This is a genomic window from Microbacterium sp. UMB0228, from assembly GCF_002871415.1.
Taxonomy (GTDB): domain Bacteria; phylum Actinomycetota; class Actinomycetes; order Actinomycetales; family Microbacteriaceae; genus Microbacterium.
Map to the genome: position 1 here is coordinate 854,069 of NZ_PNFU01000001.1, position 16,866 is coordinate 870,934.

The window sequence follows — 16,866 nt, forward strand, 5'->3', positions numbered from 1 at the left end:
CGTCCCGCCGGCGGGAGGCCGCGTGGGACGCTGGGGGCATGACCGAGGAACCGCTGCCGGCCGCTCTGAGCGACGAGATCAACCATGTGCTGGACGAAGCGGGGGTGTCCTCGGACCGCCGGCTGGTGATGCGGATGCTCCGCACGGCGCTGCTCCTCGGTGAGGACGACACCGACCGCCTCGACCTCAAGATCGCCTCCGCCGCCCTGGCCGAGATGCGCGACGCGTTCCGCCTCTTCGCCCCGTTCCGCGGCGTGCCGAAGGTGACGGTGTTCGGCTCCGCGCGCACCCTCCACGACGACCCGCTGTACCTGCAGGCGCGCGATGTCGCGGCGGCCCTCGCGAACGACGGCTGGATGGTCGTCACGGGCGCGGGCCCCGGGATCATGCAGGCGGCCGCCGAGGGGGCGGGGCCGGCGCTGTCGCTCGGCGTCTCCATCCGGCTCCCCTTCGAGGAGAAGGCGAACAGTCTCGTCGCGGGAAGCGATCAGGTCGTCGCGATGAAGTACTTCTTCACGCGCAAGCTCATGCTCATCAAGGAGTCGAGCGGATTCATCTGCCTGCCCGGGGGCTTCGGCACGCTCGACGAGATGTTCGAGCTGCTCACCCTGCAGCAGACCGGGAAGGCCGAGCCGACGCCGATCGTGCTGCTCGACGAGAAGGGCGGATCGTTCTGGCAGGGCATGCGGCGCTTCGTCGACGAGCACCTCGCCCCGATGGGGGTGATCTCCCCGGGGGACTTCGATCGCGTCGTCATCACCGACTCGGTCGAGGAGGCCCGCGCCGAGATCACCGGGTTCTGGCGCAACTACGACTCGCTGCGGTGGGTCGGGGACACGCTCGTGCTGCGGCTCAAGGCCGAGCCGACGGACGCCGAGATCGAGGAGCTCAACACCGCCTTCGCCGCACTCCTGTCGACCGGGCGGATCGAGCGCACGGCTCCCCGGTCCCCAGAGGTCGCCGATGACGACCGCCTCGACCTCCCGCGCCTCGCCCTGCACCTGGATCAGCGTCAGGTGGGCAACCTCTTCCGTCTGATCGGCGCGCTCAACGCCCTCCCGTCCGCGCCGAAGGTCTGACCAGGCGCGGGACTCCACGACGGGACAGGCCGCCGCGCGGAGGCAGGCCGGTTCCGGCAAGGGCGCCTGCTGCCGCGCGACGGCCTGTGCCGGCGGAGGCCGGATGGCCTGGGCGCGCGGCACACGGTATCGTTGTACGGATGTCGCGCGTGCATTCGGGCGCGACGAGAGCTGAATAGGGAGGCCGTCATGGACATCGAACTGAGTCTGCTGCGAGGGATCGAGAAGGAGAAGGCGATCCCGTTCGACGAGCTCGTCTCGATCATCGAGCAGGCGATCCTGACCGCGTACTCCAAGCACGTCTCGCCCGACGGCGCGACGCCGGAGGGCGTCCGCGTGCACCTCGACCGCAAGACCGGCCACGTCGCCGTCCTCCAGGTCGTCCGCGACGACGAGGGTGCGATCATCGGCGAGGAGGAGGCGACGCCGGACGACTTCGGACGCATCGCCGCATTCGCCGCCAAGCAGGTCATCAGCCAGCGTCTCCGGGACATCGCGGATGACGCCGTCCTCGGGGAGTTCAAGGGCAAGGAGGGCGACATCGTCGCCGGCGTGATTCAGCAGGGGCCGAACCCGCGCATGATCCACGTCGACCTCGGCTCCGTCGAGGCGATCCTCCCGCCCGAGGAGCAGGTGCCCGGCGAGGAGTACACGCACGGGTCCCGGCTGCGCGTCTACGTCACCAGCGTCGCCAAGGGGCTCAAGGGTCCGCAGATCACCGTCTCGCGCACGCACCCGGGCCTGGTCCGCAAGCTGTTCGCGCTCGAGGTGCCCGAGATTGCGGCCGGCCTGGTCGAGATCGTCGCGCTGGCCCGCGAGGCCGGGCACCGCACCAAGATCGCGGTGAAGGCGAACGACCCGGCCATCAACGCCAAGGGTGCCTGCATCGGCGAGATGGGGCGCCGTGTGCGGGCCGTCACGGAGGAGCTGGCGGGGGAGAAGATCGACATCGTCGACTACGACGCCGACCTGCCCACGTTCGTGGCGCACGCACTGTCGCCGGCGAAGGTCACGAGCTCGTTCGTCCTCGACGCGAGCACCAAGGCCGTCCGCGCCCTCGTGCCGGACTACCAGCTGTCGCTCGCCATCGGCAAGGAGGGTCAGAACGCGCGTCTGGCCGCCAAGCTCACCGGCGCCAAGATCGACATCCAGCCGGACAGCGTCCTCGACTGATCCCTGTTCGTCCTCGACGCCACGCCCGGTGGCGGCGAGGACGGACGGAACGCAGGTGTAAGATGGAACCCGTACGAACGTGCGTCGGTTGCCGCACGCGTGCTCCCCGCTCCACTCTGCTCAGGGTGGTTGCCCAGAACGACACCCTCATCCCCGATGAGCGTGCTGTCCTGCCGGGGCGTGGCGCGTGGGTGCATCCGACACCCGAGTGCATGGAAGCCGCTCTGCGGCGTCGAGCTTTCGGAAGAGCACTGCGTGTGACCACTCAGCTGGACACACGGATCTTCGAACAGCACCCACCAAGAAACAAAGGCTGAACAGCTATGGAAACAAAGTGAACGGCTCGAAATGAGACCCGTCCGCGACTAGTGGTCTGCCCTGTCTGGGCAGACCGACCCAGACAGGAGAATTGTGGCTGGTAAACCACGCGTACATGAGATCGCCGCCGAACTCGGCGTCGACAGCAAGGTCGCACTTGCGAAGCTCAAGGAACTCGGCGAGTTCGTGAAGGGCCCGTCCTCGACGGTCGAGCCCCCGGTGGCGCGCAAGCTGCGCGCCGCGATCGAGGCCGACCCGTCCCTGAAGGCGGCCTCCGAGCCCGCTGCGGCGAAGCCCGCCGCGAAGCCGGCACCGAAGTCCTCGGCGCCCACCCCCGGTCCGAAGCCCGGCCCCAAGCCGGGTCCTGCAGCTCCGGCCGCACCCGCCCCGAGCCCGGCGCCCGCCCCCGCGGCGGAGAAGGCTCCGGCGCCGTCGGCGCCCGCGAAGCCGTCGGCTCCGGCTCCGGCCGCTCCGTCCTCCGGTGACGGCAACGCCCCGAAGCCCGGCGCGCCCCGCCCCGGCAACAACCCGTTCTCGTCCGCACAGGGCATGGGCCAGCGTCCCGCAGGTCCCCGTCCCGGCAACAACCCCTTCGCCTCGGCGCAGGGGATGGGCCAGCGCCCGACCCCCGGCAACATCCCGCGTCCGCAGGCGCCCCGTCCCGGTGCTCCGCGCCCGGGTGTCCCGCGTCCCGGCTCGCCGCGACCCGGCGCACCTCGTGGTGGCCAGGGCGGTCGTCCCGGTGCTCCGTTCCAGCAGCGTACGGGCGGCCCCGGTCGTCCCGGCGGTGGTGGCGGTCCCGGTGCGGGTCCCCGTCCCGGCGGCGGTTTCGCCGGTCGTCCCGGTGGTGGCGGTCGTGGCCGTGGTCCCGGCGGCGGTACCGCCGGTGCCTTCGGCAAGGGCGGCGGCAAGAGCAAGCAGCGCAAGTCGCGGCGGGCGAAGCGGCAAGAGTTCGAGATGCGGAGCGCCCCGGTCGTCGGTGGCGTCAACGTCACCCGTGGCAACGGCGAGACGATCCGCATGCGTCGCGGTGCCTCCATCGCGGACTTCGCCGACAAGATCGAGGCCCTGACCGGCTACACCGTGCAGCCGGGCACCCTCGTCACGATCCTCTTCAACCTCGGCGAGATGGCCACGGCCACCGAGTCGCTGGATGAGGCCACGTTCGAGGTCCTCGGTGAGGAGCTGGGCTATAAGGTCCAGATGGTCTCGCCCGAGGACGAGGACAAGGAGCTCCTCGAGGGCTTCGGTCTCGACCTCGAGAAGGAGCTGGAGGAGGAGAGCGAGGACGACCTCGAGATCCGTCCCCCGGTCGTCACCGTCATGGGTCACGTCGACCACGGTAAGACGCGCCTCCTCGACGCGATCCGTCAGACCAACGTCATCGAGGGTGAGGCCGGCGGCATCACCCAGCACATCGGTGCCTACCAGGTCTGGACCGAGCACGAGGGCATCGAGCGGGCGATCACGTTCATCGACACCCCCGGTCACGAGGCGTTCACCGCCATGCGTGCCCGTGGTGCGCAGGTCACCGACCTCGCGATCCTCGTGGTCGCGGCCGACGACGGCATCATGCCGCAGACGGTCGAGGCGCTGAACCACGCCCAGGCGGCCAACGTGCCGATCGTGGTCGCGGTGAACAAGGTCGACAAGCCCGAAGCCAACCCGGCCAAGGTGCGTCAGCAGCTCACCGAGTACGGTCTGGTGGCGGAGGAGTACGGCGGCGACGTCATGTTCGTCGACGTCTCGGCCCGTGCCAACACCGGCATCCAGGAGCTCCTGGACGCGGTGCTGCTCACGGCGGATGCCGGTCTCGACCTGACCGCCAACCCGAACAAGGCCGCTCGCGGTGTCGCCATCGAGGCGAAGCTCGACAAGGGCCGCGGTTCGGTCGCGACGGTGCTGATCCAGTCCGGAACCCTCCGGGTCGGCGACGCGATCGTGGCGGGCACCGCCTACGGCCGTGTCCGCGCGATGATCGACGAGAACGGCGAGGTCGTCGAGGCGGCCGCGCCGTCCCGTCCGGTCCAGGTGCAGGGTCTGAACTCCGTGCCCCGCGCCGGCGACGTCTTCATCGTCACCGAGGAAGACCGCATGGCGCGTCAGATCGCGGAGAAGCGCGAAGCCGTCGAGCGCAACGCCCAGCTGGCCAAGGCCCGCAAGCGCATCTCGCTCGAGGACTTCACCCGTGCTCTCGAAGAGGGCAAGGTCGAGTCGCTCAACCTCATCATCAAGGGTGACGTCTCCGGTGCCGTCGAGGCGCTGGAGGAGTCGCTCCTCAAGATCGAGGTCGACGACTCGGTGCAGCTGCGCATCATCCACCGCGGTGTCGGTGCGATCACCGAGTCCGACGTGAACCTGGCGACGATCGACAACGCGATCATCGTGGGCTTCAACGTCCGCCCCGACACGAAGGCGCGCGAGCGTGCTCAGCGTGAGGGCGTGGACATCCGTTTCTACTCCGTCATCTACAACGCGATCGACGAGATCGAGAGCTCGCTCAAGGGCATGCTCAAGCCGGAGTACGAAGAGGTCCAGTCGGGTGTCGCCGAGATCCGCGAGGTGTTCCGCTCCTCGAAGTTCGGCAACATCGCCGGTGTCATCGTGCGGTCCGGGACGATCACGCGCAACGCGAAGGCCCGTGTCATCCGCGACGGCGTCGTCATCGCCGATGGCCTCGCCATCGAGTCGCTGCGCCGGTTCAAGGACGACGTCACCGAGGTGCGGACGGACTACGAGGCCGGTATCGGCCTCGGCAAGTACAACGACATCCAGGTCGGCGACGAGATCGAGACGACCGAGATGGTGGAGAAGCCGCGCGGCTGATCCGCACGACTTCGGCGGCTGCCTCCTCCTCCCGTGACGGGGGAGGAGGCAGCCGCCTCCGCGGTTCGCTGGGAACCGCGACGCACAGAGGTGGGAGAAGGAACAATGGCTGGTGAACGACAGGCCCGACTCGCGGATCGCATCCGCGTCATCCTCGCCGAGCGCTTGGAGAAGGGGCTGCGCGACCCGCGTCTCGGCTTCGTGACCATCACCGACGTCCGCGTGAGCGGCGATCTGCAGCACGCGTCCGTGTTCTACACGGTGCTCGGCACGGAAGAGGAGCGCCTCGCCAGCGGTGCCGCGCTCACGTCCGCGACAGGAATGCTGCGCAGCGAGGTCGGTCGACAGCTCAGCACTCGACTCGTCCCCACGCTCGAGTTCATCCCGGACGCGCTGCCGGAGAACGCCGACCACATCACCGCTCTGCTGCGCGAGGCGCAGGAGCGCGACGCGGAGGTGGCCAAGCTGGCCTCGTCCGCGACCCACGCCGGCGAGGCCGACCCCTACCGGTCGGACGACGACGAGGACTGATGCGTCTGATACCCTCAGGTCCGCGGCGGGACAACCGGTGGGTCTGGGGGGATCGACATTCAGGCGACGAGCATGCCCGCGGGGCTCTTCGTCGCGCCTGTCGTCGTGGAGCCGCTGCTGGATGAGCTTCGACGGCGGGATCTGTGCTGCGCGCCGCACGTGGCGGCGCAGTTGGCCGCCGCGCTGCCTGACGATGCCGAAGCCGTGTTCGCCGTCGCAGCCCGCCTCACACCGGAGCAGCGCCGCGGACTGAGTCGGATCCCGTGGCCGCTGCCGTCCGCGGCGGTCCATGCCGGCATCCGCGGGCTGGCGAGCGCCGACCGGCTGCTCCTGCTCACGGTGGTGCTGGCACTCGAGGAGGAGCTGGATCCGATCCTCGCGGCCGACGGACGCCGCGTGGAGGAGATACGGGCCAGCGCCGCCGCGCCGCATCTGACGATCCATGCGGGCTCGATCCGGCTCACCGACCCGCGCGTGGCCGCGGAGGTGTACGCGGCCGCGTCGGCGGCGGAGGTCGCGCGCGTGCACACCCGGCTTGCTCACGCCGCGGTCGCACGCGGGGACTGGAGTGGCGCGGCGTGGCATCGTGCGCGGTCGTGCGCCGCGCGGGATCGTCGGGCCGCAGCGGTCCTGACGGCCCGGGCCCGTGTCGCGGCCGACGCGGGACTCACGGAGCGCGCGCTGCTCCTGGCCGGTGAGGCCGCGGCGCACGAGTCCGGCGCCGTCGGCGAGGAGGCCCGGGTGCTCGCCGGCTGCGCGGCGCTCGCCTGCGGTTACGCCGCGGATGCCGAGGCGTGGCTGAGCGGCCTCTTCCCGGGCGCCGCGGAGCATCGACGGGTACGGGCGCTCGGCCCCTACCTCGCCGCCCGCACCCTTCGGCACGGCCACGTTCCCGCCGTCGATCCGCGGCGGCTCGCCTCCGGCTCCGCGGCCGACGCCACGGCATGGGCGCGATCCGCGGGGCTCGTCGCGATCCTGTGCGCGGAACGTCGCGACCGCGGGGCCGAGCGGCGCTGGCTCGCGGAGGTCCGCGGAGCCTCCCGCGCGGGGACGGACCGTGCGCTGCGCGATGCCGTGGTAGGGGTGTGCGCTCTCCTCGCCGGCGACGTCATGCCGGCGAGCGGGACCGCGGGCCTCGACGGGCTTGGCGGCGTAGCGGCGGCGCTGCAGACGGCATGCGCGGGCGACATCGACGAGGGCCTGCGGCTGCTGCGCACGGGAGGACTCCCAGGGGCGGAGCGCGATCCGGTGTTCCCCGGCTTCGAGAGCAGCCCGGTGGTGCGGGCCTACCGCGCTGTCACCGAGGTGCTGCTCCTCGTCTGGCGGGGAGACATCGGCCCGGCCAGGGAACTGCTCCGGCACGCGGCGGTCGAGCTCCCCATCACCATCCCGTTCGCCGGTCTCGGTGTCGTCCTGGCGCGGCGGCTCGACCTGGCGGTGCTCGGCGCCCTGGGCCCGATCGCGCGTGCACTCACCGACCTCCTCCCTCCCGCCGCCGAGTCGGACGTGCTGGTCGATCGCGCCGTCGAGGCCTTTCTGGACGGTTCTTTCGAGGTGGCCGTCGGCGCCATGGGGCTGTGGCGGGACCGCGGAGCCCCGCAGCCGCTGTTCGCGGTGCCGGGAATCGACGAGGTCGTGCTCTGGTCGCCGGGGGGATACCGGCCGGGGACCGTGCGGCCGCCGGAGAGCGAGATCGCCGCGGCGCTGCGGCGGGCGGTCGTCGGGTCCGCCGGCCCCACATGGCGCACGGACCTGGAGGAGCTGCGGGTGGCGGCGAGCCGGCTTCGGTCTCCGTTCGCCCGCGGGCGGGTCGAGGCCCTCCTCGGGGTCCGGTCCGGTCTGCACGGAGATGTGGTCTCGGCACGCGGGCACCTCGCGCAGGCCGAGCGGCTGTTCGAGGTCGCCGGAGCGCGGGCCTGGGAGCGCGCGGTGCGACGACGGCGGGAACGGCTCGAGGCGTCCGGGACCACGGCAGACGGGACCGCGGCCCTGTCCGCCTGCCGGAGCGCCTGGGCTCAGCGACTGACGCCCCGGGAACTCGAGGTGGCGATGCTCGCGGTCGGCGGAACGGCGAACCGCGCGATCGCGGAGCGGCTGTCGGTCTCGGTCCGCACGGTCGAGGTGCACCTCGGACGCGCGTTCGCGAAGCTGAACGTCCGCAGCCGTGTCGAACTGACCGTGCTGGCCCACCGCACCGAACAGCTCCTCTGAGCGCTCACCGTGGCAGGGAGAGGCCCTCCCCGTCGGCTTCCGCGAGCCCGTCGGCGATGAGGGAGTCGATCGCACGGTCCCGCTGACGCACGTCCGGCCAGTCCGGGAGGACGGCGGTGAGCGGGACCGCGGCGGGGGCGGCGGCGCGCAGGAGCCGGAGCACGGCGCCGCGGGCCTGGCGGTCCGAACCCTCGTACGCAGCCTGTCGTCGTCGCTCATCCCCGGTGTCGGGTCGGCCGGCCGCGAGCCACGCACACCCGTCCGCCAGCGGGCAGCGTTCGCATCGGGGCGCACGGGACGTGCAGATCGTCGCGCCGAGCTCCATCGCCGCGGCGTTGAGGACAGCGGCCTCTACGGGGTCCGCGGGCAGCAGCGCCGCCATGAGCGCGAGGTCGCGGCGGGACGGGGACCCCGGTTGTGCCCGTCCCTCGATCGCCCTGGCGAGCACGCGCCGGGTGTTGGTGTCGACGACGGGATGACGGTCGCCGTACGCGAACACGGCCACGGCACGGGCGGTGTAGTCGCCGATCCCGGAGAGGGCGAGGAGGGCGTCGACCTCACGCGGCACGACGCCGCCGTGGCGCTCGACCACCTCGACGGCCGCGCGGTGCAGCCACAGGGCGCGCCGCGGATAGCCGAGGTTCGCCCATTGCTGCACGACGTCCGCCGGAGACGCGGCCGCCATCGCGCGGGGCGTGGGCCACCGCGTCAGCCACGCATCGAGGTGCGGGATCACGCGGGTCACGGGCGTCTGCTGCAGCATGAACTCGCTTACCAGCACGCCCCAGGCGCCGAAGGCTGCGTGGAACTCCGGGCGGCGCCACGGCAGATCGCGCGCCTCTTCGGCGTACCAGCCGTGCAGGGGCGTCATCGTCGCAGGAGACGGTGCGGGCGCGGCCATCCCTCCAGCCTAGGCGAGCGGTCGCCGCTCCCGGCGTCGGTAGGCTGGAGGGATGGCGACCCCCGGCATCCTCCTCGTCGACAAGCCCGGCGGGCTGACCAGTCACGACGTGGTCGCCCGCACCAGGCGGGCCTTCGGGACCCGCAAGGTCGGTCACGCGGGGACCCTCGACCCGATGGCCACCGGACTGCTCGTCATCGGCATCGAGGGCGCGACCCGCCTCCTCACCTACATCGTGGGCGCGGACAAGACGTACGAGGCGACCATCCGGCTCGGAGCCGTCACCTCCACGGATGACGCGGAGGGCGAGATCCTCCACCGCGCGGATGAGAGCGCCCTCGCGACGATCGAGGAGGCGGCGATCGATGCCGGAGTGGCCGCGCTGACGGGCGCGATCTCCCAGGTCCCGAGTGCGGTGTCGGCGATCAAGGTCGACGGCCGCCGCGCCTACGACCGCGTCCGTGCGGGGGAGGAGGTGGTCCTCCCGCCGCGAGACGTCGTCGTGTCCCGGTTCGACGTCGTCGCGCGTCGCCGCGACGAGCACGCGATCGATCTCGATGTCGTCGTGGACTGCTCGTCCGGAACCTACATCCGCTCGCTGGCCCGCGACCTGGGCGCCGGCCTCGGCGTCGGCGGCCACCTGACCGCTCTCCGCCGCACCCGCGTCGGCCCGTTCGACGTGCGCGACGCCGTGGCGATCGACGCCCTCGAGGGCGCTCCCGTGCTCACCCCCGGCGCCGCCGCCGGCCGCGTGCTCCCCGCCCTCCCCGTCACAGCGGAGGAGGCGCGTGACCTGAGACACGGCAAACGTCTCGCGGGGCAGGCGGTGCGCCTGGACGGACCGCTCGCGGCGGCCATCGAAGACGACGGCACGCTCGTGGGGGTCGTCGAGAAGCGCGGTGCCGATGTGAAGAGCGCCATGAACATGCCGGAGGTCTCCCGATGATCCTGTGGTTCACGATCGTGCAGATCGTCGTCGCCGTCGCCGCCGGGCTCTTCTGCCTCGGCGCGGGGTTCGCCGGCCGTCGCCCCAGCGACTTCTCCGTCGGGGCGCTCGCTCTCGTCGAGGTGCTGCTGATCGTGCAGATCGTCGTCGCCATCGTCGCGCCGCTCGCGGGGAACCCGCCCACCGGGGATCTGCTGGAGCTCTGGGTGTACCTCATCTCGGCGGCCCTGCTTCCGATCGGGGCCGTGCTCTGGGCGCTGATGGAACGCAGCCGGTGGAGCACCGTCGTGCTCGGCGTGGCCGCCCTCGCGATCGCGATCATGCTGTGGCGCATGCAGGTGATTTGGACCGTCCAGGTCGCCTGAGCGCCAGCCGGGGCGGACGCCGGGCGGCTCGCCCGGCTCTAGGATGGAATGCGCTATGAGCTCCACCGCCCCCTCCACTCGGATGACCGGTATCGGTCGTGTCCTGGTGATCGTCTACGCCGTGATGGCGCTGGCGGCCACCGGGCGCAGCTTCGTGCAGATCGTCCGTCGATTCGACGAGGCCCCGTTGGCCTACAGCCTCTCGGCGCTGGCCGCGGTCGTGTACGTCCTGGCGACGCTCGCGCTCGTCTTCGCGCGTCGTCGCGGCTGGTACACCGTCGCGTGGGTGGCGATCGTCTTCGAACTCACCGGGGTGCTGGTCGTCGGCGTGCTCAGCCTCGTCCTCCCCGAGCTCTTCCAGCACGAGACCGTATGGTCGCTGTTCGGGCGCGGCTACCTCTTCATCCCCCTCGTCCTCCCGATCTTCGGGATCTGGTGGCTGCGCACGCACCGGCCCGTCGAGACCGCGCGTCCGGTCGAGGTCGCCGCGTGATCGTGTTCCGAAATCCGGACGAGGTGCCGGAGGACTTCGGGCCCAGCGCCGTCGCCATCGGCAAGTTCGACGGCGTGCACGAGGGGCACCGCGCCGTCATCCGCCGCCTGGAGGAGGCTGCCGCGGCCTCGGGGAGCCGTGCCGTCGCGGTCACGTTCGACCGCAACCCCCTGGCCGTCATCCGTCCCGACCGGTGTCCCGAGAACGTCGTGACCGTCGACCGCAAGTTGGAGCTCCTCGGCGAGCTCGGACTCGACGCGACGCTCGTGCTGACGTTCGACGAGACGCTCGCCGCCCGGAGCGCGGAGGACTTCGTCGTCGACATCCTCGTCGGCGCGCTGCACGTGTCCACGGTGCTCGTCGGCGCCGACTTCCGCTTCGGACACCGGGGCGCCGGCACCCCCGAGCTGCTTCGGGCGCTCGGCCCCCGGTACGGGTTCACGGTCGAGGTCGTCGACGACGTCTACCTTCCGGGATCGAGCCGCCGGGTCTCGTCGAGCTGGATCCGCGAGCTGCTGATGGCGGGGGACGTCGCCGAGGCGGCCCGCGCCCTCGGACGGTACCCCGACGTGCGCGGCGTCGTCGTCCACGGGCTGAAACGCGGACGCGAGCTCGGGTTCCCGACCGCCAACCTCTCCACCATCGTCGACGCGTTCGTCCCCGCCGACGGCGTCTACGCCGGCTGGCTCGTCGACCACGACACCGGCATCCGGCACCCGTCGGCGATCTCGGTGGGCACGAACCCCACCTTCGACGACGTGCTCGTCCGTCAGGTCGAGGCGCACGTGCTGGGGGAGACCGGGCTCGACCTCTACGGTCACGACGTGACGGTGGAGTTCGTGCAGCGGCTGCGCGGCATGGTCGCGTTCGAGGGCATCGAGAAGCTGATGACGCAGATGGCCGCCGACGTCGCACAGGCCGCGGCCATCCTCGAGGTCTCCGCGTAACACGGCGGCGCCCTGCTTCCGCGGCCGGGGGTGGGGATGGCATAGAATGGCAGCAGGCTCCCACCGGTCCCGCACGTATCGCGTGCTCCGGCGGGAACACCGATCCACAGTCCGCACGGTCCTGGCTCACGCCACACGCGGACGACGAGAACGGCTCACGGCTCCCTGAGGGCGCCGGAGCCCTTCAGGCTCAGGAGGAGCATGCCGACCACGGCAACCGCCGCCCCGCGGCGCAAGAAGACGTCCCGTCGCGATGACGAGGCACCCCTCATCCCGATTCTCGCGCGCAAGGTGCGGGAGATCGAGGCGAAGACCCAGCGGGGAAAGCTGGGTCCCACGAACCGCACGAAGTTCCAGGTGATCGCGTTCCTGGTGCGCGAGGAGCGCGCCAGGGTGAAGGCCGACACGGAGATCACCGACGCGGCCCGCGCCGAGCTGCTCAAGCGGCTCGACGGTGTCGCGACGATCCTCGCGAAGACGGCCGCGCGGGACACCTCGCTCATCCAGCTGCTCGAGGCCGACCAGGCCACCTCGCCGGTCGCCAAGCGGATGCGGCGCGACTGGCTGCTCGAGTCGGGGGCCGAGCTCCCGCCGGAGGAGCTCATCATCGCCGACCCCGCGCCCGTGCAGGTGTCGGTGGTCCCCGCGGCCATCGCCGAGCGTCAGGTCACCCCGCCCTCGGTGGAGGCCCGTCAGCTGGCCAACCCGTTCCTCGCGCCCGACCTGACCCCGCGTCCGGCCAGCACGCCCCGCCGCCGCCTCGACGGCTGGGAGCTCATGGGGCCGCTGTACAAGGCCTTCGAGACCGGCGCGGGCGGTGCGGCAGCGTCGATGGAGCTTCCGCCGGCTCCGGAGTTCGATCACATCTCGCCCAAGGGGCGCGAGATCATGGTGCACCAGTCCCGTTTCCTCGAGGCTGTGCGCGCCGGACACCGCAGCTTCCTGCTCGCCGACGAGCCGGGCCTCGGCAAGACGGCGCAGTCGGTGCTCGCGGCCTCCGTCGCCGGCGCCTATCCGCTGCTCGTCGTGGTACCCAACGTCGTGAAGATGAACTGGGCGCGCGAGGTCGAGCGGTGGACGCCGCAGCGTCGTGCCACGGTCATCCAGGGCGACGGCGACGACATCGACGCCTTCGCCGACGTGTTCATCGTCAACTACGAGATCCTCGACCGTCACATGTCCTGGCTCGCGTCGATCGGCCTGCGCGGCATGGTCGTCGACGAGGCGCACTTCATCAAGAACCTCTCGTCGCAGCGTTCGCAGAACGTGCTCTCGCTCGCGGCGCAGGTGCGCGAGCGCACGCCGGGGCACGACCCGCTCATGCTCGCCCTCACCGGCACCCCGCTCATCAACGATGTCGAGGACTTCGACGCCATCTGGCGTTTCCTCGGCTGGACGAACGGCGAGAAGCCCGGGCCGGAGCTCATGGAGAAGCTCGACGCGACGGGGCTCACGCCCGCGGACAAGGCCTTCTATCCGGAGGCCCGCGACGCGGTGATCTCGATGGGCATCGTGCGACGCAAGAAGAAGGACGTCGCCGCCGACCTGCCCGACAAGCTGGTCGCCGATCTGCCGGTGCAGCTCGACGACGAGTTCGGTCGCAGCATCCGCCAGGCCGAGCGCGAGCTGGGAGAGCGCCTGGCCGCCCGCTACCGCCGCATCATCGAGGCACGCGGCGACCGCGGTCTCGCGCCCGGAGAGATCGACGACGACATCGTCCGGCTCGTGGCGCAGAACGAGCTCGAGGAGTCGAAGGCCGCCGGCACCGGGGGAGACAACGTCTTCACCATGGTGCGCCGCATCGGTCAGGCGAAGGCCCTCCTCGCGGCCGACTACGCCGCACAGCTGCAGCGGTCGGTCGGCAAGGTCGTGTTCTTCGCGAAGCACATCGACGTCATGGACCAGGCGGAGGCGCACTTCGCCTCCGCGGGCATCCGCGCGGTGTCCATCCGCGGTGACCAGACCAACACGGCACGGCAGCAGGCCATCGACGACTTCAACGGCGACCCCGAGGTCGGCATCGCGGTGTGCTCGCTCACGGCGGCCGGCGTCGGACTCAACCTGCAGGCGGCCTCGAACGTCGTCCTCGCGGAGCTGTCGTGGACCGCCGCCGAGCAGACGCAGGCCATCGACCGCGTGCACCGCATCGGCCAGGACGAGCCGGTCACCGCCTGGCGGATCATCGCCGCGCACACGATCGACACGAAGATCGCCGAGCTCATCGACCAGAAGCAGGGCCTCGCGGCCCGCGCTCTGGACGGCGAGGCGACGGAGGAGACGGCGAGCGAGTCGGTGCAGCTGGCGGCCCTCACGCACCTTCTGCGCGAGGCTCTGGGCGGGCGCTGAGACGCCGTCAAGAACACGGGTTCTTAACGGCAAATCCGTGGCCTCATCCTGCCGGGACGCGAAGTTCGGCGTGATCGCTCCTCGCGGTCGTCAAGATCCCCGGTTTTCGACGCGCTCGAATGGCCACGCGAGGGGGCGGCGCGCTAGTGTCGATCGCAGGCACTGTCGCCGCACCCCCATCCCTCGACCTCCGAAGGCAGCAGCATGAAGATCGGCATCCTGACGAGCGGCGGCGACTGCCCCGGACTCAACGCGGTCATCCGCGGCATCGTGCTCAAGGGCACCACGACCTACGACCTGGAGTTCGTCGGCATCCGCGACGGATGGCGCGGCGTCGTCGAGGGCGACTTCATGCCCCTGACGCGGCATGAGGTGAAGGGCCTGTCCAAGGTGGGCGGCACGATCCTCGGCACCAGCCGCACCAACCCCTACGAGGGGGAGCGCGGAGGCGCCGACAACATCGCGAAGACCCTCTACGGGCACAAGATCGACGGCATCGTCGCGATCGGCGGCGAAGGCACCCTCGCGGCGGCGGACCGTCTCGCCAAGGACGGCATCAAGGTGCTCGGCGTTCCGAAGACGATCGACAACGACCTCCGGGCCACGGACTACTCGTTCGGCTTCGACACCGCCGTGAACATCGCCACGGACGCCATGGACCGGCTCCGGACCACGGGCGACTCCCACCAGCGCTGCATGGTCGCCGAGGTCATGGGTCGTCACGTTGGCTGGATCGCCCTGCACGCCGGAATGGCCGCGGGCGCGCACGTCATCTGCATCCCCGAGGTGCCGATGTCGCTGGACGAGATCACCGCTCTCGTCACGAGCGCCCACGATCGCGGTCGCGCGCCGCTCGTCGTCGTCTCCGAGGGCTTCAAGCTCGCCGGTATGGACGAGGCCTACAGCGACAAGGGCCTGGATGCGTTCAACCGTCCGCGGCTCGGCGGCATCGGCGATCTGCTCGCCCCTGAGATCGAGCGGATCACGGGCATCGAGACGCGCGCCACCATCCTCGGCCACATCCAGCGCGGCGGCTCGCCGTCGGCCTTCGACCGCGTCCTCGCGACCCGGCTCGGCCTGCACGCCGCGGATGCGATCGTGGACGGCGCCTGGGGGCAGATGGTCGCGATGCAGGGCACCGACATCGTCCGCGTCCCGTTCGCCGACGCTCTGGGCGAGCTCAACACCGTGCCCCGCTACCGCTACGACGAGGCAGCCGCCCTCTTCGGCTGACCGCCGGCTTCAGGCTCTCGCGCGGCTTCAGGCGTCTTGGTGTCTTTTTTGCCTGAACTTGCGTGAGGGTCTGTGTCCGCGCGTTCGCCTGTTCTCTCGGCCTCGCGCGGTGTCAGGCTCTCGCGTGGCTTCAGGCGCCTTGCTGTCTCTCTTGCCTGAATTTGCGTGAGTGCCTGTCTTCGCGCGTTCGCCTGTTCTCTCGGCCTCGCACGGTGTCAGGCTCTCGCGTGTCTTCAGGCGGCTTGGTGTCTTTCTTGCCTGAACTTGCGTGAGTGCCTGTGTGCGCGTTCGCCTGTTCTTTCGGCCTCGCGCTGTGTCAGGCTCTCGCGTGGCTTCAGGCGCCTTGCTGTCTTTCTTGCCTGTTCTCGGGCGAGGGCCTGTGCTTGTGTTCGGTCTGCTCCCCGCGACCCATCGCCCGACGGTCTGCGCGATGAAGCCCCTGCGCGAGCGCGGCCAGGACGGTGTCCTCGACATGAGTGTCATCGATCATGACCTGGTGGTAATCGAAGCGCAGGACGGTATACCCGCGGAGTGCGAGCCTCGCGTCCGCAGCGAGATCACGCCGCCGGTCCCCGGCCGCGCTGTGGTGGCGGAAGCCGTCGATCTGGATGGCGAGCCGTTCGCCGATGACACCGTCGAGCGGATGGCCGTCCACCCACACCTGCTGTCGCACGTCGATGCCGATCGCGCGCATCCGTTCGACGAAGACCGTCTCGGGACCGGAGTCCGACCGGCCGCGGACGATTCGAGCGAGGCGGTCAGCGGCGTGGCACCGCCACCGCACCCGCGCGAGCGTATCCAGCTCCACCGCCCCGTGGCGGATGGCGGACTCCCAGATCGCGCGGGCCTCGACGGGCGGCCGACATCGCGCGACCTGGAAGAGGACATTCAGGACGGGATCGACCGCCGCGCGCGGATGCGCCGGCACGGGCCCCTGGGCGCAGTGCACCTGGACGCCGCCGCGGTCGAACCGAGAAGCGGTACGCGGGAGGGCGACGTGCACGTCCGTGGCCCCGATGTCCCACCATCCGGCGAGAGCCGCAGCGCTCACACAGGTGACTCTCCCGCCGACCGAAGCAGCCGCCCGGCGCCGTGGATCGACATCGGGGAGGAGGAGCCACGACCGGCGCACACGCTCGAGCGTGCCTTCCTGCACCGCGCGACGCATCTGGTACTCGGTGAACCCCGCCTCACGTACGCGCGACGAATGCGCGGAGCCTCCCTGCTCTCGAACCCAGCTCTCGACCCTCGTGCGTCTCACCCCTCCACCCTGAGCGCTCGCGCAGCACTCTCCATCGCAGCCCTCCGGATGGGGAGATCGTTCGCGAAATCCTGGCCCTGTGCAGGATCAGTCGTCGCGTGTGGTCACCACAGGCGTCCGCGCGAGATCAGGCAGCAAGAGCCTCTCGCGCCTGATGCCGCCCTAGGGCGTGTCTGACAAAGGTTGAGGGGATCGGTTGAGACGCTGGAGCGGTGACGCGGTTTCGGTTGCTTACG

The 16,866-nt window shown here is 70.9% G+C and carries 14 protein-coding genes; 12 read left to right on the forward strand and 2 right to left on the reverse strand.

What is annotated here, in order from left to right:
* The first annotated feature begins 38 nt into the window (after positions 1 to 38).
* The 6 genes from CJ226_RS04110 to CJ226_RS04135 all read left to right on the forward strand — a co-directional run bounded on the left by CJ226_RS04110 (position 39) and on the right by CJ226_RS04135 (position 8,138).
* Positions 39 to 1,079: a TIGR00730 family Rossman fold protein gene (locus CJ226_RS04110; RefSeq protein ID WP_102208373.1), complete on the forward strand. Its 1,041-nt coding sequence runs from the start codon at positions 39 to 41 to the stop codon at positions 1,077 to 1,079.
* Between the two features lie 189 nt (positions 1,080 to 1,268).
* Positions 1,269 to 2,252, forward strand: a complete 984-nt coding sequence (gene nusA / locus CJ226_RS04115) for a transcription termination factor NusA (protein WP_025103177.1) — start codon at positions 1,269 to 1,271, stop codon at positions 2,250 to 2,252.
* Positions 2,253 to 2,314: 62 nt separating this feature from the next.
* Positions 2,315 to 2,569 (forward strand): YlxR family protein, encoded by a 255-nt coding sequence (locus CJ226_RS04120; RefSeq protein WP_081811550.1) that lies wholly within the window; start codon positions 2,315 to 2,317, stop codon positions 2,567 to 2,569.
* A 94-nt stretch (positions 2,570 to 2,663) separates the two neighbouring features.
* Positions 2,664 to 5,396, forward strand: coding sequence for a translation initiation factor IF-2 (gene infB, locus CJ226_RS04125; RefSeq protein WP_102208374.1), 2,733 nt, complete (start codon positions 2,664 to 2,666; stop codon positions 5,394 to 5,396).
* A gap of 105 nt (positions 5,397 to 5,501) precedes the next feature.
* Complete coding sequence (gene rbfA / locus CJ226_RS04130; protein ID WP_060923633.1) at positions 5,502 to 5,927, forward strand: 30S ribosome-binding factor RbfA; 426 nt, start codon at positions 5,502 to 5,504, stop codon at positions 5,925 to 5,927.
* A gap of 72 nt (positions 5,928 to 5,999) precedes the next feature.
* Entirely contained in the window at positions 6,000 to 8,138 is a 2,139-nt protein-coding gene (locus CJ226_RS04135) for a helix-turn-helix transcriptional regulator (RefSeq protein ID WP_102208375.1), read from the forward strand.
* A 4-nt stretch (positions 8,139 to 8,142) separates the two neighbouring features.
* Here the strand turns inward: CJ226_RS04135 and CJ226_RS04140 are convergent, their stop codons facing one another.
* Entirely contained in the window at positions 8,143 to 9,039 is an 897-nt protein-coding gene (locus CJ226_RS04140; RefSeq protein ID WP_374754505.1) for an A/G-specific adenine glycosylase, read from the reverse strand.
* Positions 9,040 to 9,091: 52 nt separating this feature from the next.
* Here CJ226_RS04140 and truB point away from each other — a divergent pair, with 52 nt between their 5' ends.
* From truB to CJ226_RS04170, 6 genes are all read left to right on the forward strand, one after another.
* The gene (gene truB, locus CJ226_RS04145) at positions 9,092 to 9,985 is read left to right on the forward strand and encodes a tRNA pseudouridine(55) synthase TruB (RefSeq protein ID WP_062634945.1); all 894 of its coding nucleotides are present in this window, start codon (positions 9,092 to 9,094) and stop codon (positions 9,983 to 9,985) included.
* Complete coding sequence (locus CJ226_RS04150) at positions 9,982 to 10,350, forward strand: hypothetical protein (RefSeq protein ID WP_102208377.1); 369 nt, start codon at positions 9,982 to 9,984, stop codon at positions 10,348 to 10,350. The genes truB and CJ226_RS04150 overlap by 4 nt, the downstream gene beginning before the upstream one ends.
* 55 nt (positions 10,351 to 10,405) lie before the next feature.
* Positions 10,406 to 10,843, forward strand: coding sequence for a hypothetical protein (locus CJ226_RS04155; RefSeq protein WP_231729434.1), 438 nt, complete (start codon positions 10,406 to 10,408; stop codon positions 10,841 to 10,843).
* Positions 10,840 to 11,790, forward strand: a complete 951-nt coding sequence (locus CJ226_RS04160; RefSeq protein WP_102208378.1) for a bifunctional riboflavin kinase/FAD synthetase — start codon at positions 10,840 to 10,842, stop codon at positions 11,788 to 11,790. The genes CJ226_RS04155 and CJ226_RS04160 overlap by 4 nt, the downstream gene beginning before the upstream one ends.
* Positions 11,791 to 11,991: 201 nt before the next feature.
* Positions 11,992 to 14,136 (forward strand): DEAD/DEAH box helicase, encoded by a 2,145-nt coding sequence (locus tag CJ226_RS04165; protein ID WP_102208379.1) that lies wholly within the window; start codon positions 11,992 to 11,994, stop codon positions 14,134 to 14,136.
* Between the two features lie 204 nt (positions 14,137 to 14,340).
* On the forward strand, positions 14,341 to 15,369 hold the full coding sequence (locus tag CJ226_RS04170) for a 6-phosphofructokinase (protein ID WP_025103187.1): 1,029 nt from the start codon (positions 14,341 to 14,343) through the stop codon (positions 15,367 to 15,369).
* Positions 15,370 to 15,703: 334 nt separating this feature from the next.
* Here CJ226_RS04170 and CJ226_RS04175 read toward each other — a convergent pair whose 3' ends face one another.
* Complete coding sequence (locus CJ226_RS04175; protein ID WP_257996505.1) at positions 15,704 to 16,420, reverse strand: endonuclease domain-containing protein; 717 nt, start codon at positions 16,418 to 16,420, stop codon at positions 15,704 to 15,706.
* Positions 16,421 to 16,866 lie beyond the last annotated feature (446 nt).

What these genes read in the sequence shown, in the direction of transcription:
- nusA (WP_025103177.1), top strand. Translation starts at nt 1,269, where the DNA reads ATGGACATCGAACTGAGTCTGCTGCGAGGGATCGAGAAGGAGAAGGCG.
- CJ226_RS04140 (WP_374754505.1), bottom strand. Translation starts at nt 9,039, where the DNA reads ATGGCCGCGCCCGCACCGTCTCCTGCGACGATGACGCCCCTGCACGGC.
- CJ226_RS04155 (WP_231729434.1), top strand. Translation starts at nt 10,406, where the DNA reads ATGAGCTCCACCGCCCCCTCCACTCGGATGACCGGTATCGGTCGTGTC.
- rbfA (WP_060923633.1), top strand. Translation starts at nt 5,502, where the DNA reads ATGGCTGGTGAACGACAGGCCCGACTCGCGGATCGCATCCGCGTCATC.
- CJ226_RS04165 (WP_102208379.1), top strand. Translation starts at nt 11,992, where the DNA reads ATGCCGACCACGGCAACCGCCGCCCCGCGGCGCAAGAAGACGTCCCGT.
- truB (WP_062634945.1), top strand. Translation starts at nt 9,092, where the DNA reads ATGGCGACCCCCGGCATCCTCCTCGTCGACAAGCCCGGCGGGCTGACC.
- CJ226_RS04135 (WP_102208375.1), top strand. Translation starts at nt 6,000, where the DNA reads ATGCCCGCGGGGCTCTTCGTCGCGCCTGTCGTCGTGGAGCCGCTGCTG.
- CJ226_RS04120 (WP_081811550.1), top strand. Translation starts at nt 2,315, where the DNA reads ATGGAACCCGTACGAACGTGCGTCGGTTGCCGCACGCGTGCTCCCCGC.
- CJ226_RS04170 (WP_025103187.1), top strand. Translation starts at nt 14,341, where the DNA reads ATGAAGATCGGCATCCTGACGAGCGGCGGCGACTGCCCCGGACTCAAC.
- CJ226_RS04150 (WP_102208377.1), top strand. Translation starts at nt 9,982, where the DNA reads ATGATCCTGTGGTTCACGATCGTGCAGATCGTCGTCGCCGTCGCCGCC.
- CJ226_RS04110 (WP_102208373.1), top strand. Translation starts at nt 39, where the DNA reads ATGACCGAGGAACCGCTGCCGGCCGCTCTGAGCGACGAGATCAACCAT.